20 protein-coding genes and 1 other annotated feature are annotated in these 23,420 nt (G+C 51.7%); of the genes, 2 read left to right on the top strand and 18 right to left on the bottom strand.

The annotated features are described in order from the left end of the window. Positions 1–28 precede the first annotated feature (28 nt). The 9 genes from H8730_RS00520 to mtaB form a co-directional block, all read right to left on the bottom strand. Positions 29–1,753 carry a glycoside hydrolase family 2 protein gene (locus H8730_RS00520; RefSeq protein WP_249289124.1) on the bottom strand — a complete coding sequence of 575 codons (1,725 nt, stop codon included), beginning with the start codon at positions 1,751–1,753 and terminating at the stop codon, positions 29–31. Positions 1,754–1,870: 117 nt separating this feature from the next. Beyond that, a complete protein-coding gene (gene sigK / locus H8730_RS00515; protein WP_177720066.1) occupies positions 1,871–2,584 on the bottom strand; it encodes an RNA polymerase sporulation sigma factor SigK in 714 nt (237 codons plus the stop codon). Between the two features lie 87 nt (positions 2,585–2,671). Beyond that, a complete protein-coding gene (locus H8730_RS00510; RefSeq protein WP_249289123.1) occupies positions 2,672–3,916 on the bottom strand; it encodes a peptidase U32 family protein in 1,245 nt (414 codons plus the stop codon). Beyond that, a complete protein-coding gene (locus H8730_RS00505) occupies positions 3,913–4,584 on the bottom strand; it encodes an O-methyltransferase (protein WP_249289121.1) in 672 nt (223 codons plus the stop codon). The genes H8730_RS00510 and H8730_RS00505 overlap by 4 nt, the downstream gene beginning before the upstream one ends. A 12-nt stretch (positions 4,585–4,596) precedes the next feature. Further along, positions 4,597–5,688 carry an endolytic transglycosylase MltG gene (gene mltG, locus H8730_RS00500; RefSeq protein WP_177720063.1) on the bottom strand — a complete coding sequence of 364 codons (1,092 nt, stop codon included), beginning with the start codon at positions 5,686–5,688 and terminating at the stop codon, positions 4,597–4,599. Between the two features lie 55 nt (positions 5,689–5,743). Next, positions 5,744–7,408 carry a ribonuclease J gene (locus tag H8730_RS00495; protein WP_283243806.1) on the bottom strand — a complete coding sequence of 555 codons (1,665 nt, stop codon included), beginning with the start codon at positions 7,406–7,408 and terminating at the stop codon, positions 5,744–5,746. A 257-nt stretch (positions 7,409–7,665) separates the two neighbouring features. Continuing rightward, complete coding sequence (gene ruvX, locus H8730_RS17800; RefSeq protein WP_177720062.1) at positions 7,666–8,472, bottom strand: Holliday junction resolvase RuvX; 807 nt, start codon at positions 8,470–8,472, stop codon at positions 7,666–7,668. Continuing rightward, a complete protein-coding gene (locus H8730_RS00485; RefSeq protein ID WP_177720061.1) occupies positions 8,469–8,750 on the bottom strand; it encodes an IreB family regulatory phosphoprotein in 282 nt (93 codons plus the stop codon). The genes ruvX and H8730_RS00485 overlap by 4 nt, the downstream gene beginning before the upstream one ends. Continuing rightward, complete coding sequence (mtaB, locus tag H8730_RS00480) at positions 8,747–10,093, bottom strand: tRNA (N(6)-L-threonylcarbamoyladenosine(37)-C(2))-methylthiotransferase MtaB (protein WP_249289119.1); 1,347 nt, start codon at positions 10,091–10,093, stop codon at positions 8,747–8,749. The genes H8730_RS00485 and mtaB overlap by 4 nt, the downstream gene beginning before the upstream one ends. 237 nt (positions 10,094–10,330) lie before the next feature. Between mtaB and H8730_RS00475 the strand changes: the two genes are divergently transcribed. After that, on the top strand, positions 10,331–10,564 hold the full coding sequence (locus H8730_RS00475; protein ID WP_177720060.1) for an HPr family phosphocarrier protein: 234 nt from the start codon (positions 10,331–10,333) through the stop codon (positions 10,562–10,564). Positions 10,565–10,648: 84 nt separating this feature from the next. Here the strand turns inward: H8730_RS00475 and aspS are convergent, their stop codons facing one another. Both aspS and hisS read right to left on the bottom strand, forming a co-directional pair. Then, positions 10,649–12,442: an aspartate--tRNA ligase gene (gene aspS / locus H8730_RS00470; RefSeq protein ID WP_249289117.1), complete on the bottom strand. Its 1,794-nt coding sequence runs from the start codon at positions 12,440–12,442 to the stop codon at positions 10,649–10,651. A 17-nt stretch (positions 12,443–12,459) separates the two neighbouring features. Continuing rightward, complete coding sequence (gene hisS, locus H8730_RS00465) at positions 12,460–13,719, bottom strand: histidine--tRNA ligase (protein WP_249289115.1); 1,260 nt, start codon at positions 13,717–13,719, stop codon at positions 12,460–12,462. A gap of 43 nt (positions 13,720–13,762) precedes the next feature. Beyond that, positions 13,763–13,967, bottom strand: a binding site (T-box leader). Positions 13,968–14,146: 179 nt separating this feature from the next. Between hisS and H8730_RS00460 the strand changes: the two genes are divergently transcribed. Beyond that, positions 14,147–14,674 carry a DUF4364 family protein gene (locus H8730_RS00460; RefSeq protein WP_177719142.1) on the top strand — a complete coding sequence of 176 codons (528 nt, stop codon included), beginning with the start codon at positions 14,147–14,149 and terminating at the stop codon, positions 14,672–14,674. Positions 14,675–14,782: 108 nt separating this feature from the next. Here the strand turns inward: H8730_RS00460 and yihA are convergent, their stop codons facing one another. The 7 genes from yihA to H8730_RS00425 form a co-directional block, all read right to left on the bottom strand. After that, positions 14,783–15,376: a ribosome biogenesis GTP-binding protein YihA/YsxC gene (gene yihA / locus H8730_RS00455; protein ID WP_177719141.1), complete on the bottom strand. Its 594-nt coding sequence runs from the start codon at positions 15,374–15,376 to the stop codon at positions 14,783–14,785. 1 nt (position 15,377) lies between these two features. Continuing rightward, positions 15,378–17,669 carry an endopeptidase La gene (lon, locus tag H8730_RS00450; protein WP_249289112.1) on the bottom strand — a complete coding sequence of 764 codons (2,292 nt, stop codon included), beginning with the start codon at positions 17,667–17,669 and terminating at the stop codon, positions 15,378–15,380. A gap of 40 nt (positions 17,670–17,709) precedes the next feature. After that, positions 17,710–19,401, bottom strand: a complete 1,692-nt coding sequence (lonB, locus tag H8730_RS00445) for an ATP-dependent protease LonB (protein ID WP_249289110.1) — start codon at positions 19,399–19,401, stop codon at positions 17,710–17,712. A gap of 150 nt (positions 19,402–19,551) precedes the next feature. Beyond that, positions 19,552–20,847, bottom strand: coding sequence for an ATP-dependent Clp protease ATP-binding subunit ClpX (gene clpX / locus H8730_RS00440; protein WP_177719138.1), 1,296 nt, complete (start codon positions 20,845–20,847; stop codon positions 19,552–19,554). A gap of 14 nt (positions 20,848–20,861) precedes the next feature. Next, the gene (clpP, locus tag H8730_RS00435) at positions 20,862–21,449 is read right to left on the bottom strand and encodes an ATP-dependent Clp endopeptidase proteolytic subunit ClpP (RefSeq protein ID WP_177719137.1); all 588 of its coding nucleotides are present in this window, start codon (positions 21,447–21,449) and stop codon (positions 20,862–20,864) included. Between the two features lie 107 nt (positions 21,450–21,556). Next, complete coding sequence (gene tig, locus H8730_RS00430; RefSeq protein WP_177715202.1) at positions 21,557–22,843, bottom strand: trigger factor; 1,287 nt, start codon at positions 22,841–22,843, stop codon at positions 21,557–21,559. A 278-nt stretch (positions 22,844–23,121) separates the two neighbouring features. Next, positions 23,122–23,346: an alpha/beta-type small acid-soluble spore protein gene (locus H8730_RS00425; RefSeq protein ID WP_177715204.1), complete on the bottom strand. Its 225-nt coding sequence runs from the start codon at positions 23,344–23,346 to the stop codon at positions 23,122–23,124. Positions 23,347–23,420 lie beyond the last annotated feature (74 nt).

The raw sequence follows: 23,420 nt of genomic DNA, 5'->3' as shown, positions 1-23,420 counted from the left end.
TCCGCCGCGAGAGGGACCAAAGGGTCTCCTACCGCCTCTCAATCGCCGCCGTCTGCCGGTTGGTGTCCCGTATCGCCTGATACACGGCGTCGCTGAATTTTTTCGACCGGTCGTACTGGTACAATCCATTCTGCTCCTGCTCTACATCCGTAAGCTGGGTGTAACAGAAAGCGCAGATCGCTTCATTGGTCATGAGAGCTGTCGTCAGCCCCGCGTACCGCTGCATAAATTCTTCTTCCGTCTTAGGCGCGCTTCCATAGCCCCACCCCTCTGACGCATTCCAGGAGGCGCCGCCATACTCGCTGATAAAATAGGGTTGCCCTTCATAGTATTGCTGTTTTTCAAATTTGTCGTAGACCTTCTCCCGCGTGACGGCGCCATATCGCTGGGCAAATATATCCACATCCTGCTCATAGTCATGGATGTCATAGATGTCCGTCACCACATGATAATTGCCGCTGGTATCGATGACCGGCCGGGTGGTGTCCATGGCTTTTGTGATGGCATACATCATCTGAAGAAGTCTTGGATCTTGACCGCCCCACGTCTCATTGAAAGGGCACCATCCCACAATCGCCGGATGATTGAAATCCCGCTCCACAATCTCCATCCATTCCGCCCCGAAATTCGCCAGATTCTCCATCTTATGGAGATCCAGCCCCCAGCTGGCATGTTCACCCCATACCAGATATCCCATATGATCGGCCCAGTACAGGAATCGCTCCTCGAACACCTTTTGATGGAGCCGCGCGCCATTGAAGCCCAATTCCATGGATAGCTCAATGTCCCTGCGCAAAGCCTCGTCGGTAGGCGCTGTATAGATTCCGTCTGGATAAAACCCTTGATCCAGAATTAAACGCTGAAAGACGGGACGCCCATTTAAATAGATGGCGTGGTCCCTGAGTTCCACTGTGCGCACTCCAAAATAGCCTGCCACCGTGTCCACAGCGGTTCCCTTTACATACAGCGTGTACGTTACGTCGTATAAATTGGGCTGCCCAACATCCCATAGCTTCACCGCGTCAAGCTCTACAGTGAACGTGGTCTTACCCGTATTCAGTGCTACCTCCACCTCTTTCTGCACGCAACCTTCGAAGGAGATGCACGCCCTCAGCGTTGCGTCTGCCTCCTGACCTGCCATAGCCGCTGTAAAGGTCACCGTCCGATTGCGATAGTCGCTCTGGGTTTTCACAGATTTCAGATATGTTTTCGGCACAAATTCAAGCCAGACCGTCTGCCATATTCCCGTAGTCCTCGTATAATCGCATCCATGGGAGTGGAAAAGGGAGCTCTGCTTTCCCTTGGGCTGCAATCCATGGCGGTTATCATCCTCAGCGTAGACCACAAGGAGATTCTCCCCTTCTCTGAGCAGCGCGGTTATATCAAAAGAAAATGACACATAGCCGCCTCTGTGCTCACCTGCCTTTTCTCCGTTGACATAGACGATTGCGTGATAGTCTACCGCCCCAAAATGAAGCAGCACACGGTTCTCCAGCTGCGCCTTGGCAATCCTAATGGTCCTCCGGTACCAGACTGCGCTGATAAAATCTTTGTACTCAACTCCGGACAGCCTGGACTCTGGACAAAAGGGGACGACAATCTCCCGGTCAAATTCTGCTTCCGGCATATACAGCTTCCTATCAATGCCACTGTTTCCAAAATCAAAGGCAAACTGCCAAGGTCCATTTAAACACTGCCAGCTGGATTCTTCCCGCTGAAACTGTGGACGTGGATACTCACTTCTCGGAATCATAAGTGCCTCCTTCATACTCGATTTGTATTTTGGACAAACTTTTCTAAATTCTACCACACCCCACCCGAAAATTCAAGCATTGCATGATTCCCATTATTTCCCTGGAAATAAATCCCATTACAGTTCCTCATCGACCCACTCAATGACCTGACCTGTCATCTCCCGGCTAAGCTTCTGGATGGCTTTCTTTTCAATTCGGCTGACATAGGATCTGGAGATGTCTAGCACTTTCGCTACCTCGCGCTGCGTCATAGGGGTTTTCCCCGCAAGTCCATAGCGCATTATGATGACCTCCCGCTCCCTCCCTGTCAAGACCTTATTCACCGCCTGATATAACTTTCCCTGGCTCATCTTATAGTCCACTCGCTCCATAATCGTATCATCGCTGTCTTCTAGCACATCGATCAGTGTAATCGTATTGCCCTCCTTATCCTGCCCAATAGGGTCTTGCAGCGACACCTCCTGCTTCGTCTTTTTATCGGAGCGGAGCAGCATCAGCAATTCATTTTCCACACACTTTGCCAGATATGTGCTTAATTTTGCCTTTTTGTCTGGATCAAAGGTTTCGATTCCTTTGATGAGTCCGATGGCGCCAACGGATATTAGGTCGTCCGTCTCCCAGCGCCCCGCCGATGCCGAATATTTTCTTACTATATGCGCAACAAGTCGCATATTTCGTTCGATCAAGATTGTTCTTGCCTTTTTGTCTCCTTCTTTATACCGCTTAAGATAATACTCTTCCTCCTCCGGTGACAATGGTTTTTGAAATGTTGACGTACCCGCCAGATAGCACGCAAGGAAGGTCACCTGAAAAAGCAAAAAAATCCACATAAAAAAAGCACCTCTTCTGCCGACTTTGCTATACTATATGTTGCGCCGGCAGAAATAGTGCCTTTCCCTGTGTCCTTTCTTTCAGAATCAGCGCGAGGATTCCACCTCTTTCATCAGAATCGCACCCACTGGAATCTCCACCGGAACCCTCAGCGAAACCGTCTGCTGTGCGTGTGGCGCACTTGCAATCGGTTCACCTTCTTGATCCCGCAAGTCCTCCACGTTGAATGGAATCGGCTCTCCCTTGGGGAGAAGAATCTCCACGGTCTCCCCCTCGCTGAACTTTCCCCGCTGTTCTACAAGAGCCCGCTTGGAACGGGGATCATACATCAGAGTTTTGGCTGCAAAACTTCTGCTTTTTGTGTATGCGCTCTCATGGTACACCTGTTCCTCCGGTCCTGGAGCTCCGAGGTAGAAGCCCGTGCTGTATCCGCGGTGGCTTACCAGGGATAGCAAGCCCTTGAAATATGGGATCTGCTGCCGATATCGTTCTGGGTCCTCCATATACGCGTCAATGGCCTCCCGATATACCTTCGTCACCATGGCGACGTAGAGAGGGGTTTTCATTCGCCCCTCAATCTTAAAGCTCCCGATGCCAGCCTCTACCATCTGGGGAATATACTCGATCATGCACAGATCCTTGGAGTTAAAAAAGTACGTCCCATCCTCTTCCTCCTGGACCGGAAAATACTCGCCAGGCCGGCTTTCCTCCATTACGGCATATTTCCAGCGGCATGGGTGAACGCAGGCCCCAAGGTTGGCATCCTGATGCGCGAAGTAATTGCTGAGAAGGCATCGGCCCGAGATGGACACACACATGGCCCCGTGGACAAAAGCCTCCATCACCAGTTCCTCCGCCGTCTGCTCCCGAATCTGCCGGATCTCCGCCAGGGTCAACTCCCGTGCCGCGACGATCCGCCGCACCCCCTGCCTGTGCCAAAACTGAAAGGCGCGGAAATTCGTGGCGCTCGCCTGCGTGCTAAGATGGATTTCCATATCGGGAACCACCGCCCGGGCCACCTCAAGGATCCCCGCATCGGCTACGATTATGGCATCCGCCCCCATCGCCTCCAACTCCTGAAGATGCTCGGCCAACCCTTCAAAATGGCGATTGTGCGCGATGATGTTAACGGCAACGTGAACCCTTACCCCGCGCGTATGCGCAAAGTCGATTCCCTCCTGCATCTGCTCCCTTGTAAAATTTTTGGCCTTCGCCCGAAGCCCATACTCCATACCGCCTATGTATACGGCGTTGGCACCATACAGAACCGCTGTTTTCAGCGCTTCCAGGCTGCCGGCAGGCGACAGCAATTCCGGTTGTCCTCCCATCATTCCTCGCTCCCCCTCATCTGTTTCAGCGATAACAGCACCCCATCCCCTATGGGCAGCAGGCTGGAGGCAAACTCTTCGTCCACGAGGACAGTCCGCAGAAATGCCTGTAACCGGCTGTGAATTGTGCGTTGCCGCCGCGGAATCTCCAGCCTTGGTTTCGCTGTCATTCCACTGTGTAGCACATTATCCGCCAGGAGCCATCCTCCAGGGCACAGCAACCGTTTAATTTCCTCCCAGAAAAGCCCGTATTGTCCCATGGACGCATCAAGCAAGATCACCTCGTATGGCCCTGTCAGGGTTGGCAGGATTTCCTGGGCATGGCCGATGTGCAGCGTAATGGTATTCTCCAGCCCCGCGCTCTGGATATTGGGCTTCGCCTTCCTCCACATCGCTGGGTTTCGCTCAATTGTATCGATATGCCCCTCCGGAGCCACAAATTGACTCATAAAAATAGAAGAAAAGCCGTATGCCGTTCCCACCTCCAGGATCCGCCTCGGAGGCTTTAACAGAAGCAGGAAACGAAGCAACGACTTCACTTCTTCGTCGAGTATCGGAACCTCTTCCCGGCGGCAGCGCTCCTCCACCGCCGCCGACAGGTCGTCCGCCGCCGGCGTTATCCCTCGAATATATTGCAGGATATACGACGGCGTTATATCATTTTCAAGCATTCTTTCTCTCCATTATCCCGCAGATCCGCCATTCTTGACAGCCAAAAACTCGTCATAGCTGCTCGTGAAGAAATGTTGATTCGTCGTTGAGTCCAATACATAATACAGATACTCCGTCGTATTGGGATTTAGCGCTGCGATGATGGCCTTGCGGCTGGGGTTACAGATAGGGCCTGGCGGTAGACCCTCATAGAGGTACGTATTGTACGGTGAATCGTACTCCAGATCCACATTGTACACCTTATCGACGCTCTCGCCGTCTCGCCCCTGGGCGTATAGAACCGTGGCATCAATCTGTAGCTTCATCCCTGAATTTAAGCGGTTGTAAATGACAGAGGCGACATTTTTTCGCTCCTCATCGTCATTCCTAGCTTCCTTCTCAATGATGGACGCGATGGTCACGATCTCATCCACCGTATAGCCCATGCTCTCCGCCTTCGTCACCCATCCGGGTTCAAATTCCTTCTCAAATTGCCGAAGCAGGCGCTTGACAACACCTTCCGCGCCATTTTGTGGGATCACATCGTAGGTCTCCGGAAAGAGATACCCCTCAAGAAGATTGCGCCGCTCACCCGCATCATCAAGCCCTTCGTAGTAGTCGAAATTGTATGTGGTCTTGTTGCAAGCCTCAATGAACTCTTCTTTCAGACAGATTTCCTTTTCCTCCAGATATGCCCCCATCTGCGCGATGCTCCAGCCCTCCACCAAGGTGATTCGAGTTCCCTCCACCTTAGTTCCTGCCTGCAGCTCTTCCATAACCACCGTGTCCGGCATATTTTTGACAAACGCGTAGGTGCCATACTGGAAATTGTTCTCCGCTCCATTTAGCTTTGCTCTCAGACGAAATGCCATGGAATCCTCAATGATGCCTTCCTTCTCCAAAAGCTCCGCGATCTCTTTACACTTCGCGCCTTTTTGAATGGTCAGCGTGACCTTCTCTCCATCGGAATCATATGCCACATTTTCATCTTTCCGAATAAAGTTGTACGCCAGATCGTAGGCGAACATCGTCGCCAGGGCAATGCAGACCACCACCGCCACCAGCGCAATCCCCTTTTTCAAATTTCTGGCGATCCAAGCCAGTATCTTATTGAGATAATCCATTCCTATCATCCTTTACCCTGCATCCGCAGTCGTAAATTGCTGGCTGCGAATTGCGTCATCGAACTTCCATAATAATCGGCAGAATCATGGGGCTTCGCTTAATTTCCCGCCACAGATGGTCGCGGAGATTATCGCGAATCTCATTCTTGATGCTGCTCCAGTCATTGACCCGCTGTTCTTTACAGCGCTCGAAGGTTTTGATGACCACATTGCGGCAGCCATCCATAAGATTCTCTGATTCCCGAACGTAGACGAATCCCCGCGATACAATATCCGGTCCGGCGACCAGCTGTCCCGTCTGATGTTTCAGCGTCATGACCACCACCATCAAGCCGTCCTCCGATAGATGCTTCCGGTCGCGCAACACGATATTGCCCACGTCGCCAACTCCCAAGCCATCCACCAGCACAGGTTCGACATCGATCTCCCCCGTAATCTTACCGGAGTAGCTATCCAACTCCAGAATATTGCCATTGTGGAGAATAAACGAATTTCTCCCATCGTGGCCCAGATCCGTGATCAGATCCGCATGGCTTTTCAGGTGACGGAATTCACCGTGAACCGGTATAAAATACTTTGGCTTTACCAGGCTGTAGATCAGCTTCAGCTCTTCCTGGCTGGCATGGCCGGACACATGGGCGTCCTCATAGGTGACCTCCGCCCCGCGGCTCATGAGATCGTTGATCACCTTCGACACCGTCTTCTCATTTCCTGGGACAGGCTTCGAGCTGAAGATCACCGTGTCCCCCTGTTTGATCTCAATATTCCGGTGCTCGCCGGAGGCCATGCGCGACAGCGCAGCCATTGGCTCTCCCTGGCTCCCCGTCGTGATGATGACCAGCTCTTCGTCCGCATAGTCCCGAACATCCCCGATATCAATGATAAGACCCTCCGGAACTTCCAAATACCCAAGTTCAATCGCGGTGTTGACCACGTTAACCATGCTCCGCCCCACAATCACGACCTTGCGCTCATATTTTGCAGCGGCATCGATTATCTGTTGAACCCGGTCAACATTGGAGGCAAAGGTCGCCACCAAAATTCGTCCTGGCGCATGGGGAAACATCTCAGTAAAGGTCTTCCCCACCGAGCGCTCGGACATGGTATAGCCTTTGCGCTCCGCGTTGGTGCTGTCTGACATGAGGGCTAAAACCCGGCGGCGTCCCAGATCGGCAAAACGCTGTAAATCAATCATATCGCCGTGGATTGGCGTATAGTCAACTTTAAAGTCTCCCGTATGAACCAGAACTCCTGCCGGCGTGGTAATCGCCAGCGCCACCGCATCGCCGATGCTATGGTTGGTCCTGATGAACTCCACCTTAAAGCTGCCCAGCGTAATCACGTCCCCAGGCTTTACCGTCGTCATGCTGTACCGCTTCAAGTTGAACTCTTTCAGTTTATTTTCCACTAGCCCTACGGTCAACCTCGTCCCGTATACCGGCACGGAGAATTCTTTCAGAAAATACGGCAGAGCTCCGATGTGGTCCTCGTGTCCATGTGTCAACACAACTCCGCGTATCTTTTCTTTATTCTTTCGAAGATATTCAAAATTCGGGATAATCAAATCAATTCCCAGCATCTCGTTCTCGGGAAATGCCAGACCGCAATCAATAATCAAAATTTCATCTTCACATTCGACCAGCGTCATATTTTGGCCAATCTGGTCCAATCCTCCCAATGGAATAATTCTAACTTTCTTTCTCTTTACTTTGTATGCCAAGGCTTACTCGCTCCTCTTTCTAATATATCGTAATTCACGCCTGCGCCGGTACTGGATGCTCCTGTCATGTTCTTCTCCCTGCCGGAGAAGCGCTAGTATTGGTCTCAACTCATTCATCCATCCAAACCTTTGGGTCCCGACCCAATCAGAAATCATGCGGCGTCCACCGCTTGCCTCTCGCGCGCCATGTGCTCCGCGCGGAAGAAGCCCCTCGGCAGCAGGCAAACTAGTATACGGACTGCATTCTCTGTCGAATCCTATTCGTCCTCTTCTTCAAGGTCATAGTCTTCGGACTCCATGAACTGCTGCGCCACACTGTGAAATTCTTCTTCCGTCAGCGCTGTGGTCACAAAGTACTCTTCCACATCGTCCGCCATCACTTTGTACTCTGAATCCGCTTCCGGGCAGACTTTGAAAATATATGCGGTATCGGAATCTTCGTCCTCCTCGTCCAGTTCTTCCCCGTCTTCCATTTCCATCTCGTCATCAAATTCCGCCGCCAACAGATACATGCCGCCGTCATACTCCATCTCGTCGATGACCTCCATCTCAATGCAAGCCTGCTCAACCGGATCATACAGCGTGATAACTTTGATCTCCTCTTCCATCCTATCATGTCCTTTCTCACTTTGTTTTTTATTGTGCAGAGAATCTAAATATCCCTGGAGAATGTAGGCAGCGGCCATCTTGTCGACGTACTGCTTCCGCTGACGCCTATCTCCCATATCCGCCATCTGCAATACAGACTCTGCGGCCCTGGTGCTGAGGCGCTCGTCCCACAAGGTGACCTCCACCTGATATAGATCTCTGTTAAGCCGTCTCTGAAACGCCTGGGTCTTTTCCGCTCGAGGCCCAAGGGTATTATTCATATTTTTTGGAAATCCAAGGACGACAGCGCCAACTTCAAACTCTTTAACCAGCTGACAGATCCTTCGAATCGTCGCCTTTAGATTCTCCTCCTCCGCTCTATGGATGGTCTCCAGCGGGCTGGCAATAAGACCAGACGGATCACTGAGGGCTACCCCCACGGTCTTCGCGCCAAAATCCAACCCCATGTACCTCATGGCCGGGGATCTTCTTTCTTGTCCAGCTGATAATGCTCCACAAATGCTTTCACCAATTCTTCTACGATCTCGTCCCGATTAATATGCGTAATCTTACTTCTCGCATTATCATAGCTGGTGATATAGGTCGGATCTCCGGACATAATATACCCCACCATCTGGTTGACAGGATTATATCCCTTAAACATCAGAGACCGGTACACATCGATCAGCGTATTGCGTACCATATTTTCCGAATCATTGATAATCCGGAAATACTGTGTGTCAAATTCGCTCATACAGTCACCCCCCACATATAATAGTCATGCTGTCTGACATCCATGGATTCAAGCTTGATGTGCAGCAATTGATTTCGCCAGTCGTACCCATCCTCCGCGGGTATTCGTACCTTAATATAATTATCGGTATATCCTTCCCAGTATTTTCCATCCACATGATACTCTTCCACCAACACTTCCTTGACAGCCCCAATATACTTGGTCAGATAGTGCCGCGAGCCTTCATCCGCAATCCTCAGCATCTCTTCGCTGCGCCGTTGCTTCTCCTCCTCTGGAATCTGGTCCGGGCGCTCCGCCGCCTTTGTCCCCTCCATGCGGGAATACTTAAATACATGGACGTGGGCGAATCCAATGGTTCTCACAAAATCAGCGGATGCAAGAAATTCTGCCTCCGTCTCCCCGGGAAATCCCACAATCACATCGGTTGTAACGGCGGCGTCAGCGTAGGTTGCCCGCAAAAGGTCCACCGCTTTTCCATATTCGTCGGGCGTATATTTTCGGTTCATCTGCGACAGGGTTGCAGCACTGCCGCTCTGCAGCGATAAATGAAAATGCGGGCATAGCGTACGAGTTCCACCCACGGAGTCCAAAAAGGATTGCGTTATCATTCTGGGCTCCAGTGAGCCCAACCGAATCCGGTGAAGGCCCTCAATCTGTCCCAGCAGCCCGATGAGCTCCGCCAGGGACGAAGGCTTTTCTAAATCTTTGCCATAAGAGCTCAAATGTATTCCTGTCAACACAATCTCTTTATAGCCAGCCTCTGCAAAGTCACGCGCTTCCGCCACCGCCTGATAAGGCTCTTTGCTCGCCAAGGGCCCACGAACGTAGGGTATAATGCAGTAAGAACAGTATTGGCGGCATCCGTCCTGCACCTTCAAGAACGCCCGAGTCTGCTCCCTGCCTGGGCCGCGCCGAGGGCCTCTGCGGTTCTCAGAAGCCTCAGGAGTCCCCGGCACTCGAAGCCCACGCTGGCGCTGGCAGTCTTCCACCAGAGAAAGGATGTTCATCTTATCCCGATTTCCCACCGCCACATCGACGATGCCGTCCAAAATCTGTCCCTCGTCCTTGTGGATATAACAGCCCATGGCCGCAATCACCGCATTGGGATTATGCTTTCTTGCCCGATGAATCATCTGCCTCGATTTTCTAGCTGCAATCTGGGTCACTGTGCAGGTGTTGATGATATACACATCCGCGAAGTCGGAGAAATCCACGATGCGATACTCATGCTCCGCAAATCGATCCAAAACAGTTTGGGACTCATATTGATTCACTTTGCACCCCAAAGTGCAACAAGCGACTCTCATCTCCATATCCTGATGCCGCTCTTTTCTTTCGTCCACAAATACACCTCGATTGATAGCAAGGCCTGATACAGTATTTTACCGCATTTCCACCTTGCAGGCTTTTACTCCGCAACATCTCTTATTCCTATATTATATCTAATAAACCAAAGAATTACAACATAAATTTTTAGTGAAAATAATAGTTGACATATTTTCGGGAAACACTTAAGATAAAGAGGTATGGGAGAGAGATTGAATCAACATATTATGTCCAATTTGAAAGGGGTAGATCCTATGCAATCTGTAGAAGTTTTATTAAACTCTATCGACAAGGTTAAAAATTTTGTCAATACTGTGAGTCGCTATGAGGGCGAATTTGACCTTGTCTCCGGTCGATATGTCATCGATGCCAAGTCTATCATGGGAATTTTTAGCCTAGATCTGAGCCAGCCCATTCGTCTAGACGTCCACGACGACGCCGTGGCGGAGAAGGTATTACCGGAACTGACTGCTTTTCTGGCAAAGTAAGCAGTCTTTTTTTTTAGCACTTCCCGGGAGTTTATGTCGAGATACATAAACTCCCGTTTTTGATCTATCGAAAGCCGCGCTGGTTTACTCCGTTTTCTCCTGTTCGATGGCCAGATGCAGCTCGTCCAGCTGCTGCACATCAACCTTATCCGGCGCGCCGCTCATCAAGCATGAGGCGTCCTTCACCTTAGGGAATGCGATCACGTCACGGATGCTATCCTCCCCGCTCATGAGCATAATCAAGCGGTCAAAGCCATAGGCCAAGCCCCCGTGGGGCGGCGCTCCGTAGGTAAAGGCTTCCATAAAGAATCCAAACCGATTTGCCGCCTCTTCCATGGTAAAGCCCAGAGCCTTAAAGATCCGCTCCTGGACGTCGCGCTGATGGATACGGATGCTGCCGCCACCGATCTCCACACCGTTGAGCACGATATCGTACGCCTTCGCGCGAACCTTATGGGGCGCGCTCTCCAGATAGACCAAATCCTCTTCCCGCGGCATGGTAAAGGGATGGTGCATTGCCGTGTACCGGCCCTCTTCCTCATTGTACTCAAACATTGGAAAATCCGTCACCCACACGAAGGCATGCTTCTCAGGATCCGTCAATCCCAGCCTTCGGCCCATCTCCAATCTCAAGTTGCCAAGCACGCTCCACACCACTGGATTGCGGTCGGCACAGAGCAGGCACAGATCGCCTTTTTTCGCTCCCATAGCGGACCCGATAGCGGCTACGGTCTCGTCCGTTAAAAACTTGGCGATGGGGGATTTGACCGATCCATCCTCAAGAAAGGCAATCCACGCTAATCCCTTGGCTTTGAAGAGTTTTGCGATTTCTCCCAGTGCATCGATCTGCTTGCGAGGCATCCCCGCACATCCTGGGGCCGTGATCCCCCGCACGCTTCCTCCATCCGCCACCGCGCTTTCAAACACCTGAAACCCACAGTGGGACACCACCTCCGAAATATCCGTAATTTCCATTCCAAAACGCATGTCCGGCTTGTCCGACCCAAATCGATCCATGGCTTCCTGCCAGGTGATTCGGGGCAATGGCAATTGGATCTCCCATCCGGCGGATTCCCGGAACACATGTGCCAGCATCCGCTCGTTCACGTCCATGACGTCATCTTCCTCGACGAAGGACATCTCCATATCCACCTGTGTAAATTCTGGCTGCCGGTCCGCGCGCAAATCCTCGTCCCGGAAGCATCGAACGATCTGATAGTAGCGGTCAAATCCAGAGATCATCAACAATTGTTTATACATCTGGGGCGATTGCGGAAGCGCGTAGAATTCTCCTGGATGGACGCGGCTTGGAACCAGATAATCCCGGGCGCCCTCGGGCGTGCTTTTGATCAGCATGGGCGTCTCAATCTCCAGAAAATTCTCCTGATTCAAGAAATTTCGTATAGACTGTGCCACCTGATGGCGCAGCAAGAGATTCTTTTGCAGCCGCGGCCTGCGCAGATCCAGATAGCGATATTTTAAGCGCAGCTCATCCCGCACCTCCACCTCATCTAAAATCTGGAAGGGCGGTGTCTTGGCCTGTGATAAGATCTTAAGCTCCTGAACTTCGACTTCAACCCCGCCTGTGGCTAACTTTTCGTTGACGCCGCCATCTCGTGCCTTCACAATCCCTGTGACAGCAACCACATACTCACTGCGGATACGGCTGGCCTTCTCAAATGTCTCCTCCGTGGCCTGATCCTGCGATAAAACTGCCTGGACGACCCCTTTCCGGTCCCGTATATCCAAAAAGATGAGGCTGCCTTTGTTTCGCTGTTTCTGTACCCATCCCATAATCGTAACGCGCTGGCCGATATGCTCTTCCCGCAACTCCCCACAGTACAGGGTGCGCTTCACTCCACTCAATGCTTCCTCCATTGTCTTTCCTCCTAGTATTATCGGATTGCCGCCCCAAGGGCTTCCAAGTCTTCAAACTGTACCTGCATCGTGGAGCCGTCCGCCATATTTTTTAGCACGGCTTCCTTCTGCGATATCTCCGTATCCCCCAAAATTAAAGTGAATCGCGCGCCGATTTTGTTGGCATATTTCATCTGCGCCTTCACACTCCGTCCCATCAGATCTGTTTCTACACGGAATCCTTTTGAACGGAGCAAAAATGCCAGCCGGGACGCCGTCTTTCCGGCGCTGTCCCCAATGTGGCCGATGTACAGATCGGCTTCTTCCTTCCAGACAGTTTTCCCTCTGATGGCTTCCATCGCCATGATCAGCCGGCCGATACCGATTGCAAATCCAACGGCCGGCGTCGGATCGCCTCCCAGCTCTTCGATCAGGCCGTCGTAGCGCCCGCCGCCGCATATGGTCCCCTGTGCCCCGATATCATTGCAGACGAATTCAAACACCGTCCGCGTGTAGTAGTCCAGTCCCCGGACGATGCCGCTGTCGATGACAAAGGGAATTTCCAATTCCGTCAGCTGCTTCGTCAGATTGTCGAAGTGCTCCCGGCATTCCGTTCCCAGATTGTCGATGGTTGACGGAGCATCTTTCACCACTTCCTGACAGACCGGCGATTTACAGTCTAAGATCCGCAGGGGATTCTTATTCAATCTCTCTTGGCAGGTGGGACACAGCTTTTCCCTGTTGTCCATAAAATACTCTGCCAGCTTTTGATTGTAGGCCTTTCGGCACTGCGGCCCTCCCAAAGAATTAATGTGCAGCGTCACATTGCTGATCCCCAGACGGGTAAGAAGGCTGTAGGCGATGGATATAACCTCCGCGTCCGCCATATATCCACCAGCCCCGTACAGCTCACAGCCAAACTGATAAAATTGCCGGTCCCGTCCGGCCTGCGGCTTTTCATATCGAAAACACGGTGTCAGATAAAAGAGCTTCGTCGGCTGGGCATCGGCAAACAATCTTCGCTCCAGATAGGCTCTCGCCGCCCCAGCCGTGCCCTCTGGCTTTAGGGTGATACTGCGGCCGCCTTTGTCTAAAAACGTATACATCTCCTTTTGCACGATATCTGTCGTATCGCCAACCCCCCGCTGAAACAGTTCCGTATGTTCAAAAATCGGCGTGCGAATCTCCTGAAAACGATACTCCTCCATAAGGGTGTAAACCTCTTTTTCAATCATCTGCCACGTCCGAATGTCGCTTCCAAATAAATCATAGGTACCTCTCGGCGCTTGTGTTAACATGCTATATCCTCCATTCGCAAAAAAATAATAAAAAAACGCCCCCAAAAGGGACGAGATATCTCGCGGTGCCACCCTGCTTAAAGAACGCATACGCCTTCTTCCTCTTAACGCCCATAACGGCGGCGACCGTGCCCGTCCAGAGCCTCTCCCAGGTGTCTTCACGCGGTGAACGCTTGAGAGACTTCCACCCTCGTCCCTCTCTCTGAAAAGCTTCTCCCCGGCTACTCCTCACTGCTCAACGATTTCCTTGATTGTCCACTATTATACGTTGTTCTCAGGAAAATGTCAAGGCCATTTTGAAAAGACGTCCCCTCTCCGTGTCTTTTATATATTGACCCTGTATCCAAAAATCCCCTTTACATTTAAGGGTAAATCAAGTACAATAGAAAAAGGAGAACATATTTTCCTTAGGAAAGGGGGACTCCGAGTGAACGCAAACTATAACCATCTCACCAGCAACAAACTCATTGTGCTCTATCTCATACAGAAAAAAGGCGATATGACGCGTATCGATCTTTTTGACTATATTCTTTTTAAAGGATACATGGATTATTTTACATTGCAGCAATATGTGAATGAGTTGGCGGAGGCAAAGCTCATCTGTGAACAGAAGGATGAAAACCGGACTGTCTACACGCTATACCCCCAAGGTATGGAGATACTGGAGCTGTTTAAGTCCCGGATCCCACACAGCATTCGAATGGAGATCAACGAATATGTCCAGACATCCCGGCTCAACAGTTCCTCTATGTTGCGGATCGAGGCTGAGGTTCATCAAATGGATGACGGCGAACGGCGCCAGGTTCAATGCCGCGTCAAGGATTACGACCGCACGATTCTGGATTTCCAAGTCAACGTCTCGTCGGAGGAGGAAGCCAACATCATCCGCAACAACTGGTTAAAAAAGGGGATGTCTCTGTATCGAAATCTATTGCAGGATTTAAAATCGCAGTGATCTTCGCACCCCGCGAACTTAAATTAGGTCCGCCTCCCGGCGGGCTTTTCTATGGGAAAAGGCCGGGGAGGGAAATCCCGGCCTTTTGTTTCATAGCGCGCTTCCTCGTCACCCTTGCACTCTGAGGGCGGCTTCTATCTGATCCCATACAGCGTCCCGCCCTGATTTATCCAGCGCAGAAAACGGGATAATCCTGGACCGGTCCTCCACGCCTAAGGACTTAGCCAGCACCGCCACCTGCCTCTGGATCTGACTGCGCTTGATCTTATCGCTCTTTGTCCCAATGATGATCGGGTCGAACTGATAATAGCGGATCCACTCCATCATCTGCCGGTCGTTGGCGCCCGGCTCATGGCGGATATCCACCAGGAATAACAAAAGTTTGAGCTGGCTCCGTCTGGTTAAATAGGACTCAATAACCTTCCCCCACCGCTCTTGCTCCTGTTTTGACGCCTTGGCATATCCGTATCCCGGCAAATCTACGAAATATAGCAGATCCTCCACATTATAAAAGTTGATCGTCCGCGTTTTGCCTGGCGCTGAACTAGTTCGAGCCAGGGCTTTTCTGCCAACCAGTGTATTGATAAGGGAGGACTTTCCCACGTTGGACTTTCCGACAAACGCAACCTCCGGCAGCTTCGTGTCTGGAATTTGGCTGGCCATGCCCGCCACGGTTTCCAGTGATACTGTATTGACTATCATCTCATTCCTCCGCGAAGGCCAGTTTTGTGACCTCATCCATATTGCTCACATATTGAATCGTCATTCCATCTGTCACATCCGGCTCCAGCTTCGCAACCTGCCGCCGGTTTTGTTCTGGGACAAGCACGCGGTCGATCCCCTGCTGTTTCGCCGCCAACAGTTTCTCCTTCAGACCGCCAATGGGAAGAACCCTCCCCTGCAAAGTCAGCTCGCCTGTCATGGCTGTATCCATCCGGACAGGCTTTTTTGTCGCCGCCGAGATCAGCGCCACTGCCATCGTAATCCCCGCGGACGGTCCGTCCTTCGGCACCGCCCCCTCTGGGATATGCAGGTGAAAATCATGTTTTTTAAAGAATGTCTCCTGCAATCCCAGATCTTCAGCGATGGAGCGCAAGTAGGAGTAGGCAATGTGGGCTGACTCCCGCATCACTTCCCCTAGCCGGCCTGTCATCTCCAACTTGCCAGATCCGCCCATGACGCACGCTTCGATGCGAAGTATATCCCCGCCCACGGAAGTCCAGGCAAGCCCGTTGACCAGTCCAATCTCGTTGCCGGACAGCGCTGTGTCCCCAAAGTAAATCGGGCTTCCCAGATAGGTTTCCAGGTTCTTTTCCGTTATGGTCACACTGTTTTTATTCTGCTCAACCAAAAATTGAAGCGCCTTGCGGCAAATCTTATCTAAATTTCGCTCCAGATCCCGAACGCCAGCCTCCCTCGTATACCCTTGTATGATCTTGGTGTAGACGGCATCTCGCACTTTGATCTGCGTTTTCTTCAATCCGTATCGTTTTAAAAGCTTCGGCAGAAGATGGCGCTGTGCGATGGACACCTTCTCAAAAGGCGTATAGCTCTCCATCTCAATGATCTCCATGCGGTCCAGTAGGGGCCTTGGCACATTGGTCAGACTATTGGCCGTTGCAATAAAGAAAACATCGGAGAGATCAAAAGGAACCTCTATGTAAGCGTCCCGAAACTCGTGATTGAGAGAGGTATCCAACACCTCCAGCAGCGCGGCGGTGGGATCCCCGCGCAGATCGCTGGCCATCTTATCGATCTCATCCAAAAGCATGAGTGGATTGGCCGTTTTCGCCAGGCGCAGGCCATTGATAATCCGCCCCGGCATGGCTCCGATGTATGTCTTGCGGTGCCCGCGGATCTCTGCCTCATCCCGGACGCCTCCCAGTGAAATTCGAACATAACGGCGGCCAATGGCTTCCGCGATGGACGCTGCGATGGACGTCTTTCCTACGCCGGGAGGTCCAACAAGGCAGAGGATGGGGCTAGAGGCGGATGGGCTGATCTTCCTCACAGCTAAATATTCTAAAACCCGTCCCTTAACTTTCTGAAGTCCTTGGTGATCTTCATCCAGTTTTCGCCTCACCTCCGGGATGGAAATCGTCTCTTCGCTCTTGACTCCCCATGGCAGAGCCGCAATCTGCTCCAGATACTCCGCGTAGAGGCTGTATTCTGGGGACATGATGGACAGTTCAGAGAGATGGTGCAGCTCTTTCTCAATTTTCTCTCGGACCACCGGCGGGAGCCGCTCATCCTGCAACAATGGCTGAAATTTTTTCAACTCTTGATGCTTACCCTCCCCCAGAGCCTCCTGGATCACGTGCAGTTGTTCCCGCAGATACGCATCTTTCTGATTTTTTGAAATGCCCTGCACCACGCTGCCCTGAATCTCTTTTTTTAATCTCAAAATTTCTTTTTCCCGCTGAAGCAGCTGTAGTATTCGCTGCCCTCGCTCACGGGGATCTTCCATGGTGAACAGTGCAACCTTATCCCCATATTCCAACGCTAAGTCGGACGCCAACTCATCCGTAAGGGCGGACAGAGTTTCGATTCCCTCGATTTTTTGTGCAGTCTCCGGCACCACCTCCACCAGGGACGCGTATTCCTCAAAGCTTTCTCTTAGAAGGCGCATCATGGCATGATCATACTCTTGCGCAGCGTCCTCCTCCGGCGTGATGGCCAGCGCCGAAGCCCGGAAGGGATTCTGCCCTGTCACTTCCACCAGCTTACACCGCTCCTTGGCCTCGACCATCACTCGAACCTGCTCTCCCGGCACTCGAAATAGCTTCATAATTCTCGCCAACAAAATCGTAGAGTACAGACCCTCCCGTCCGGGGTCTTCTGCCATTGGGTTTTGCTGAATCCCGATGAAGATATGCTCTCCCTCTGCGATGGCTTCTTCTATTGCGCGGATAGAGATTTCCCGGGCCACTTCAAAATTCGCCAACTGTCCAGGAAATAAAACAAATCCGCGTATCACTAAAACCGGCAATTCCATTCTTGCATCTCCCCTCAAATCATAGCGGCTTCCCATTGCTTTACCGGCCGAGTCCCTCCGCACTCAACATTTCTCTCTCCGCGTCTGCCGCCTGCGTCCGCGTTGTGTCTTCGCCTTTCCTCTGGAAGACATCGGCCAATAGCTGATCGATATGATCAACAGGAATAACCTGGATTCTTCGTTTTTCAAAGCATTTCTTCCAATTTGCGGCTGGTATGAAAACCCGTTTCATGCCAGCCATCTCGGCCGCCTCTATCTTTGCCTGTACGCCTCCCACCGGGAGAACATCCCCCCAGATGGAGATCTCCCCTGTCATCGCCACATTCGGCGGTATGGGACAAGATAAGAAGGCGGAATACAGAGCGCACAACAGCGCGGTGCCGGCGGATGGACCGTCAACTGGCATCCCACCGGGAATGTTGATGTGGATGTCATATTGGTGGTATTCAATGGCATATTTGGCCTTCAGCAAGGTCAGCGCATTGTGGACAGACGCCTTGGCGGTGCTGGTTCTGCGAAGTTTTTGTTGCCCTCGCTCCAGTTCCTCTTCCTCCACCAATCCCGTAATAATCAGGACGCCTTCTCTTCCGGGGTGCATCGCCTCCAGGCGGACTTCCATCTCCATCAGATGGCCCTGTCCGCCTCCCGTCACACCGATTCCGTACACACATCCGATGGACGGTTCTCTCTTGCAGGGCATACCGGCTTCTCTGGGAACATACTGGCCAAATTCTAATACCCACTCCACATCGCTCTTGTCAATATGAGTCCGCTCTTCCAACAGAGCAGAGCTCCCCGCCGTCTGTAAAATATTGACCGCGTCCCGTCCATTGTCACAGTAGGACGCGATCAGGGCCGGGATTCCCTCCTCCAGAGTAAATCCGCCTTTCTCAGCCGCCCCCTCCACGATGGATCGAATCTCATCTGGCCGCAGTCCGCGAAAGTAGATTTCCGTACATCGGGAGCGGATGGCCGGTGGTATATCCTCCGGCCCCCTTGTGGTGGCGCCGATCAAGCGAAAATCTGCTGGAAGTCCCTTCTGGAAAATCTCATGGATATAGGAGGGAATGTTGGAATTCTCAGAGGAATAATAGGAGCTCTCCAGCATAACTTTGCGATCTTCTAATACTTTTAAAAGCTTATTCATCTGAATTGGATGCAACTCTCCGATTTCATCCAAAAATAGGACTCCCCCGTGGGCTTTGGTCACAGCCCCCTCTTTGGGTTGAGGAATTCCAGCCGCCCCGTAGGCCCCGGCTCCCTGATAAATGGGATCGTGGACCGTCCCGATAAGGGGGTCCGCAATGCCTCGGTCGTCAAAGCGCATCGTCGTCGCATCCATCTCCACAAAACATGCGGTCTCCTGGAATGGGGATGTGGCACTCTTCTTCGCTTCCTCCAGAATGACACGGGCGGCCGCTGTCTTGCCGACCCCCGGAGGGCCATAGATAAGGACGTGTTGAGGGTTTGGGCCGCACAGGGCAGCTTTTAATGCCTTGATCCCCTCCTCCTGCCCCACAATATCCTGCAACGTTTGAGGTCTCGTCTTTTCGGCCAAAGGTTCCGTCAAATGAATTCTTCTCAGTCTATGAAGTTGCTCCATCTTTTTGCGGGATTCCTTCTCAATGGAGGTTTTTGAGGATTCCTGTCGTTTTAGCTGTGTGTAAAAATAGATTCCGATGATACATGAAAATATAAATTGAATGATCACAAACACCGTTGTAAACGTCATACTCTTCACCTCCCCCATAGTATACCGATTTCCAATCAAATTATGAGGGAGGTTCTGACTCAATCTACGACAAATCGGCCGGGCGACTGCCCAGCCGGTTCGGTTAAATTTTTATGACGCGCATCTTGCTCACGCCGCCATGCCCTTTCTCTATGCTGTCTGACCTTTGCGGGCCGGTTTGCTCTTGCGGAGAAGCGGTTGTTTATTTTCATTATATACATACTCAGGGGCCGCCGCTTTTTCGACGGAATCTTTTGTAATCGTCACTTTCTCCACCGTCTCCATGGACGGAATCTCGTACATCAAATCCCCCATGGTCTCCTCGATAATAGCTTTAAGGCCTCGCGCTCCCGTCTTTCGCTCCGCCGCCTTGTGGGCAATGGCCCGCAACGCGTCCGGCTCGAATTCCAGTGTCACATCATCCATGGCAAATAGCGCCTGGTACTGTTTGACAAGCGAGTTTTTTGGCTCTGTCAGAATCTGGACCAGCGCCTCCTCGTCCAGCGCGTCCAGCGATACCATCACAGGCAGACGGCCGATAAACTCTGGGATCAACCCATATTTGAGAAGATCTTGCGGCATCAGCTCCCGCAGGATCGTCGTGTCGGATGCGTTAGCCTTGGATTCATCTTCCACTGTGTTGAATCCAATGGTCTTGTGGTTGGTACGGCTCTTGATGATTTTATCTAAGCCGTCAAAGGCACCGCCGCAGATAAACAAAATATTGGTCGTGTCAATCTGAATGAATTCATGATGCGGGTGCTTCCGCCCACCCGTAGGAGGGACAGAGGCCACCGTGCTCTCCAGAATCTTCAAAAGGGCCTGCTGGACCCCTTCTCCGCTGACATCGCGGGTTATGGAGGGATTTTCCGATTTGCGCGCGATCTTATCGATCTCGTCGATATAGATAATGCCGTGCTCGGCCCGTTCAATATCGTAATCCGCCGCTTGGATCAGCTTCAGCAGGATATTTTCCACATCCTCCCCCACGTATCCAGCTTCGGTCAGGCTCGTCGCATCCGCGATTGCAAAGGGGACGTTCAGTATCTTGGCCAAAGTCTGCGCTAAGAACGTCTTGCCGGATCCTGTGGGACCGATCATGATAATATTGCTCTTTTGCAGTTCCACATTGTTGATCCGGTTCACCGAGTGGATCCGTTTATAGTGGTTGTACACCGCCACGGCCAGCGCCCTCTTGGCCCGGTCCTGTCCGATTGCATATTCGTCCAAAAATTCCTTGATCTCTTTTGGTTTTAATAGATCACTTCCGTAGAACTCCTCGTCAAACTCTGAGAATTCCTTTTCGATAATTTCTGAGCAAAGGTCCACGCACTCATCGCAAATATAGACTCCATTGCCAGCTATCAGACGGCGCACCTGCTCCTGCCCTTTTCCGCAGAATGAACAAGTGATCCGTTTCTTTTCCTCGCCTGTTCTGGAAGCCATTCCATCACCTCAACTTATTTTTTCACTATGATCTGATCGACCAAGCCATACTCCACCGCTTCCTGTGCGCTCAGCCAATTGTCCCGGTCCGTGTCCTGTTCAATGATCTCCAGCGGCTTGCCTGTATTTTCACTCAAAATTTTGTTCAGGCGCGCGCGGGTCGCCAGGATGTGATCCGCCTGGATCTTGATGTCTGAGGCCTGCCCCTGGGTGCCACCCATGGGCTGATGAATCATGACCTCCGCGTTGGGCAGAATAAAGCGCTTTCCCTTCTTGCCGCCCGCCAGCAGGAAGGAACCCATGCTAGCGGCCATACCTAGACAGATGGTGGAGACGTCCGCCCGGACATGCTGCATGGTGTCATAGATGGCAAGACCTGCGGAGACAGATCCCCCTGGGCTGTTGATATAAAAATGGATGTCCTTCTCCGGATCCTCGGAATCCAAGAAGAGCAGCTGCGCCACAACGAGACTGGCCGTCACATCGTTGACCTCTTCCGATAAAAAGATGATTCGCTCCTGCAACAGACGCGAATAAATATCAAAGGATCTCTCGCCTCTGCTGGTCTGTTCTATTACATAGGGGACTAGTGCGCTGCGCATTAGCCGCCACCTCCTTATTTTTGATAGATTCGTCCTTCAACACCTCGCGCCCGATTCAACTTGTGAAACGGGCGCGGTTGACTCATACGCCGTACCCTAGATCTCGATCAGGCTTCCTTCGAGTTCTCCACCAGGAATTCCATCGCCTTCTTGGATTTCATCTCTTCTCTGATGTTCTCCTGATCTGCGTCTGTCAAAGACTCTCTCAGCTTCTCTACTTCCATATGGTACGTCTCTGCCATATCAGCGACTTCCTTCTCGAAGTCCTCATCGGTAATCTCTAAGTTCTCAGCCTTCGCAATGGCTTCCAGGACGAGACTGTCCTTAATGCGCCGCTCTGCGTCCGGGCGAACGGAAGCGCGCAGGGAGGCGATATTTCCACCGGTCATGGACATGTACTGCTCCATAGAAATTCCCTGATACCGAAGAGAATTCGCAAAATTTTGAATCATGCTGTCCGCCTGCTCGTCCACCATCGGTCCGGGAATGATCATTTCCGCGTTGGCAACCGCTTTTTCCAACAGTTCCCTGCGAATCCGCTCATCTTCCTGCTTCTGCTTGGACTGAGTCAACTTTTCGCGGACATCGGCTTTATATTCCTCCAACGTGTCGAATTCCGAGACATCCTTTGCAAATTCATCGTCGATGGCGGGAAGCTCTTTCATCTGAATCTTCTTAACGGTGACCTTGAACATAGCCGGTTTGCCAGCCAGGTCCTTCTGTCCGTAATCCTCCGGGAAGGTGACGTTCACTTCGCATTCCTCGCCGGCCTTCTTGCCGACCAACTGATCCTCGAAGGTATCGATGAAACTGTGAGAGCCCAGGACCAGGTCATGGTTCTCGCCCTTTCCTCCTTCGAAGGCCACGCCGTCCACAAAGCCTTCAAAGTCAATGGTGACAGTGTCATCCATGGCAGCGGGGCGATCGTCCACCTCCAACATGCGGGAATTCCGCTCTGCTGTCTTCTTGATCTCCGCGTCCACATCATCCTCTGTGACGATAACAGGGTTCTTTTCAACCTCCAACCCCTTATAGTCGCCCAGAGTGACCTCCGGCTTCACCGCAACTGTGGCCGTCACCACCACCGCCTCGCCGGCTTCGACCTTCTCAACGTTGATCTCCGGTCTGGATACAACCTTCAGCTCCAGTTCCTTGACGGCGCTGTCATACGCGTCCGGCAAAACTTCATTGAGAGCGTCCTCATAGAAGACTTCCCTGCCGTAGGTTCTCTCCACCAGCTTGCGGGGAGCCTTGCCCTTGCGGAATCCCGGCACCGCGATCTTTCCTTTATTTTTGTTATAGACCTTCTGGATCGCTTCTTCAAAGACTTCAGGGCGAATCTCCAACGTCACCTTCGCCATATTGTTTTCCAGGTGTTCTACCTTACTGCTCATGTATAAGTTCCTCCTTGAATGGTATTCGCACAGGTTCATAATGTCTTTCCACAATCCCATCCTCGTTGTATATAGAGCCCTCATAAAAAGAACGCGCCCTGTCAAGACGCTGCGCGACTATATACCGGTTAGCATATCCGGTACGCTATGCGGAGTGCCGCAGGAATGGCATGGGACGTTTCCTCCTGAAAGCATAGGGAGTCCTGTACCCTTAAGATCTAATTATATATTACGAACAGGCCAATCGTCAAGGAGTATCTTACATTTCGTAAAAAAAATTATGGTTCCTTCGCCTTTTCCTTTTGCACATCCTGTCTCTTCTTCTTCGTCATCAGTCCGCCGATTCGCCCTGTTTCTTGAGCAGTCAGCGATTTCCAACCGAACTCTTTGACTTTATCCAGCAGGCCAAGCTCTTCCGCAATCTCATATTTCAATTGTTGGTCTGGAAGCAATTCCTTAAGATCCACCTGCGATAAGTCGATCTTCCGTTTTTTACTAGACATCTGCTCCACCCTTTCTAAATAGAAATTTAGTAAAAGTGTCGCCGTGTTCATGAACTTTTATACAGGCCTACGCC

Source organism: Bianquea renquensis, assembly GCF_014384895.1.
Lineage (GTDB): Bacteria > Bacillota > Clostridia > Lachnospirales > Bianqueaceae > Bianquea > Bianquea renquensis.
This window is presented reverse-complemented; position numbering and strand designations above follow the sequence as displayed.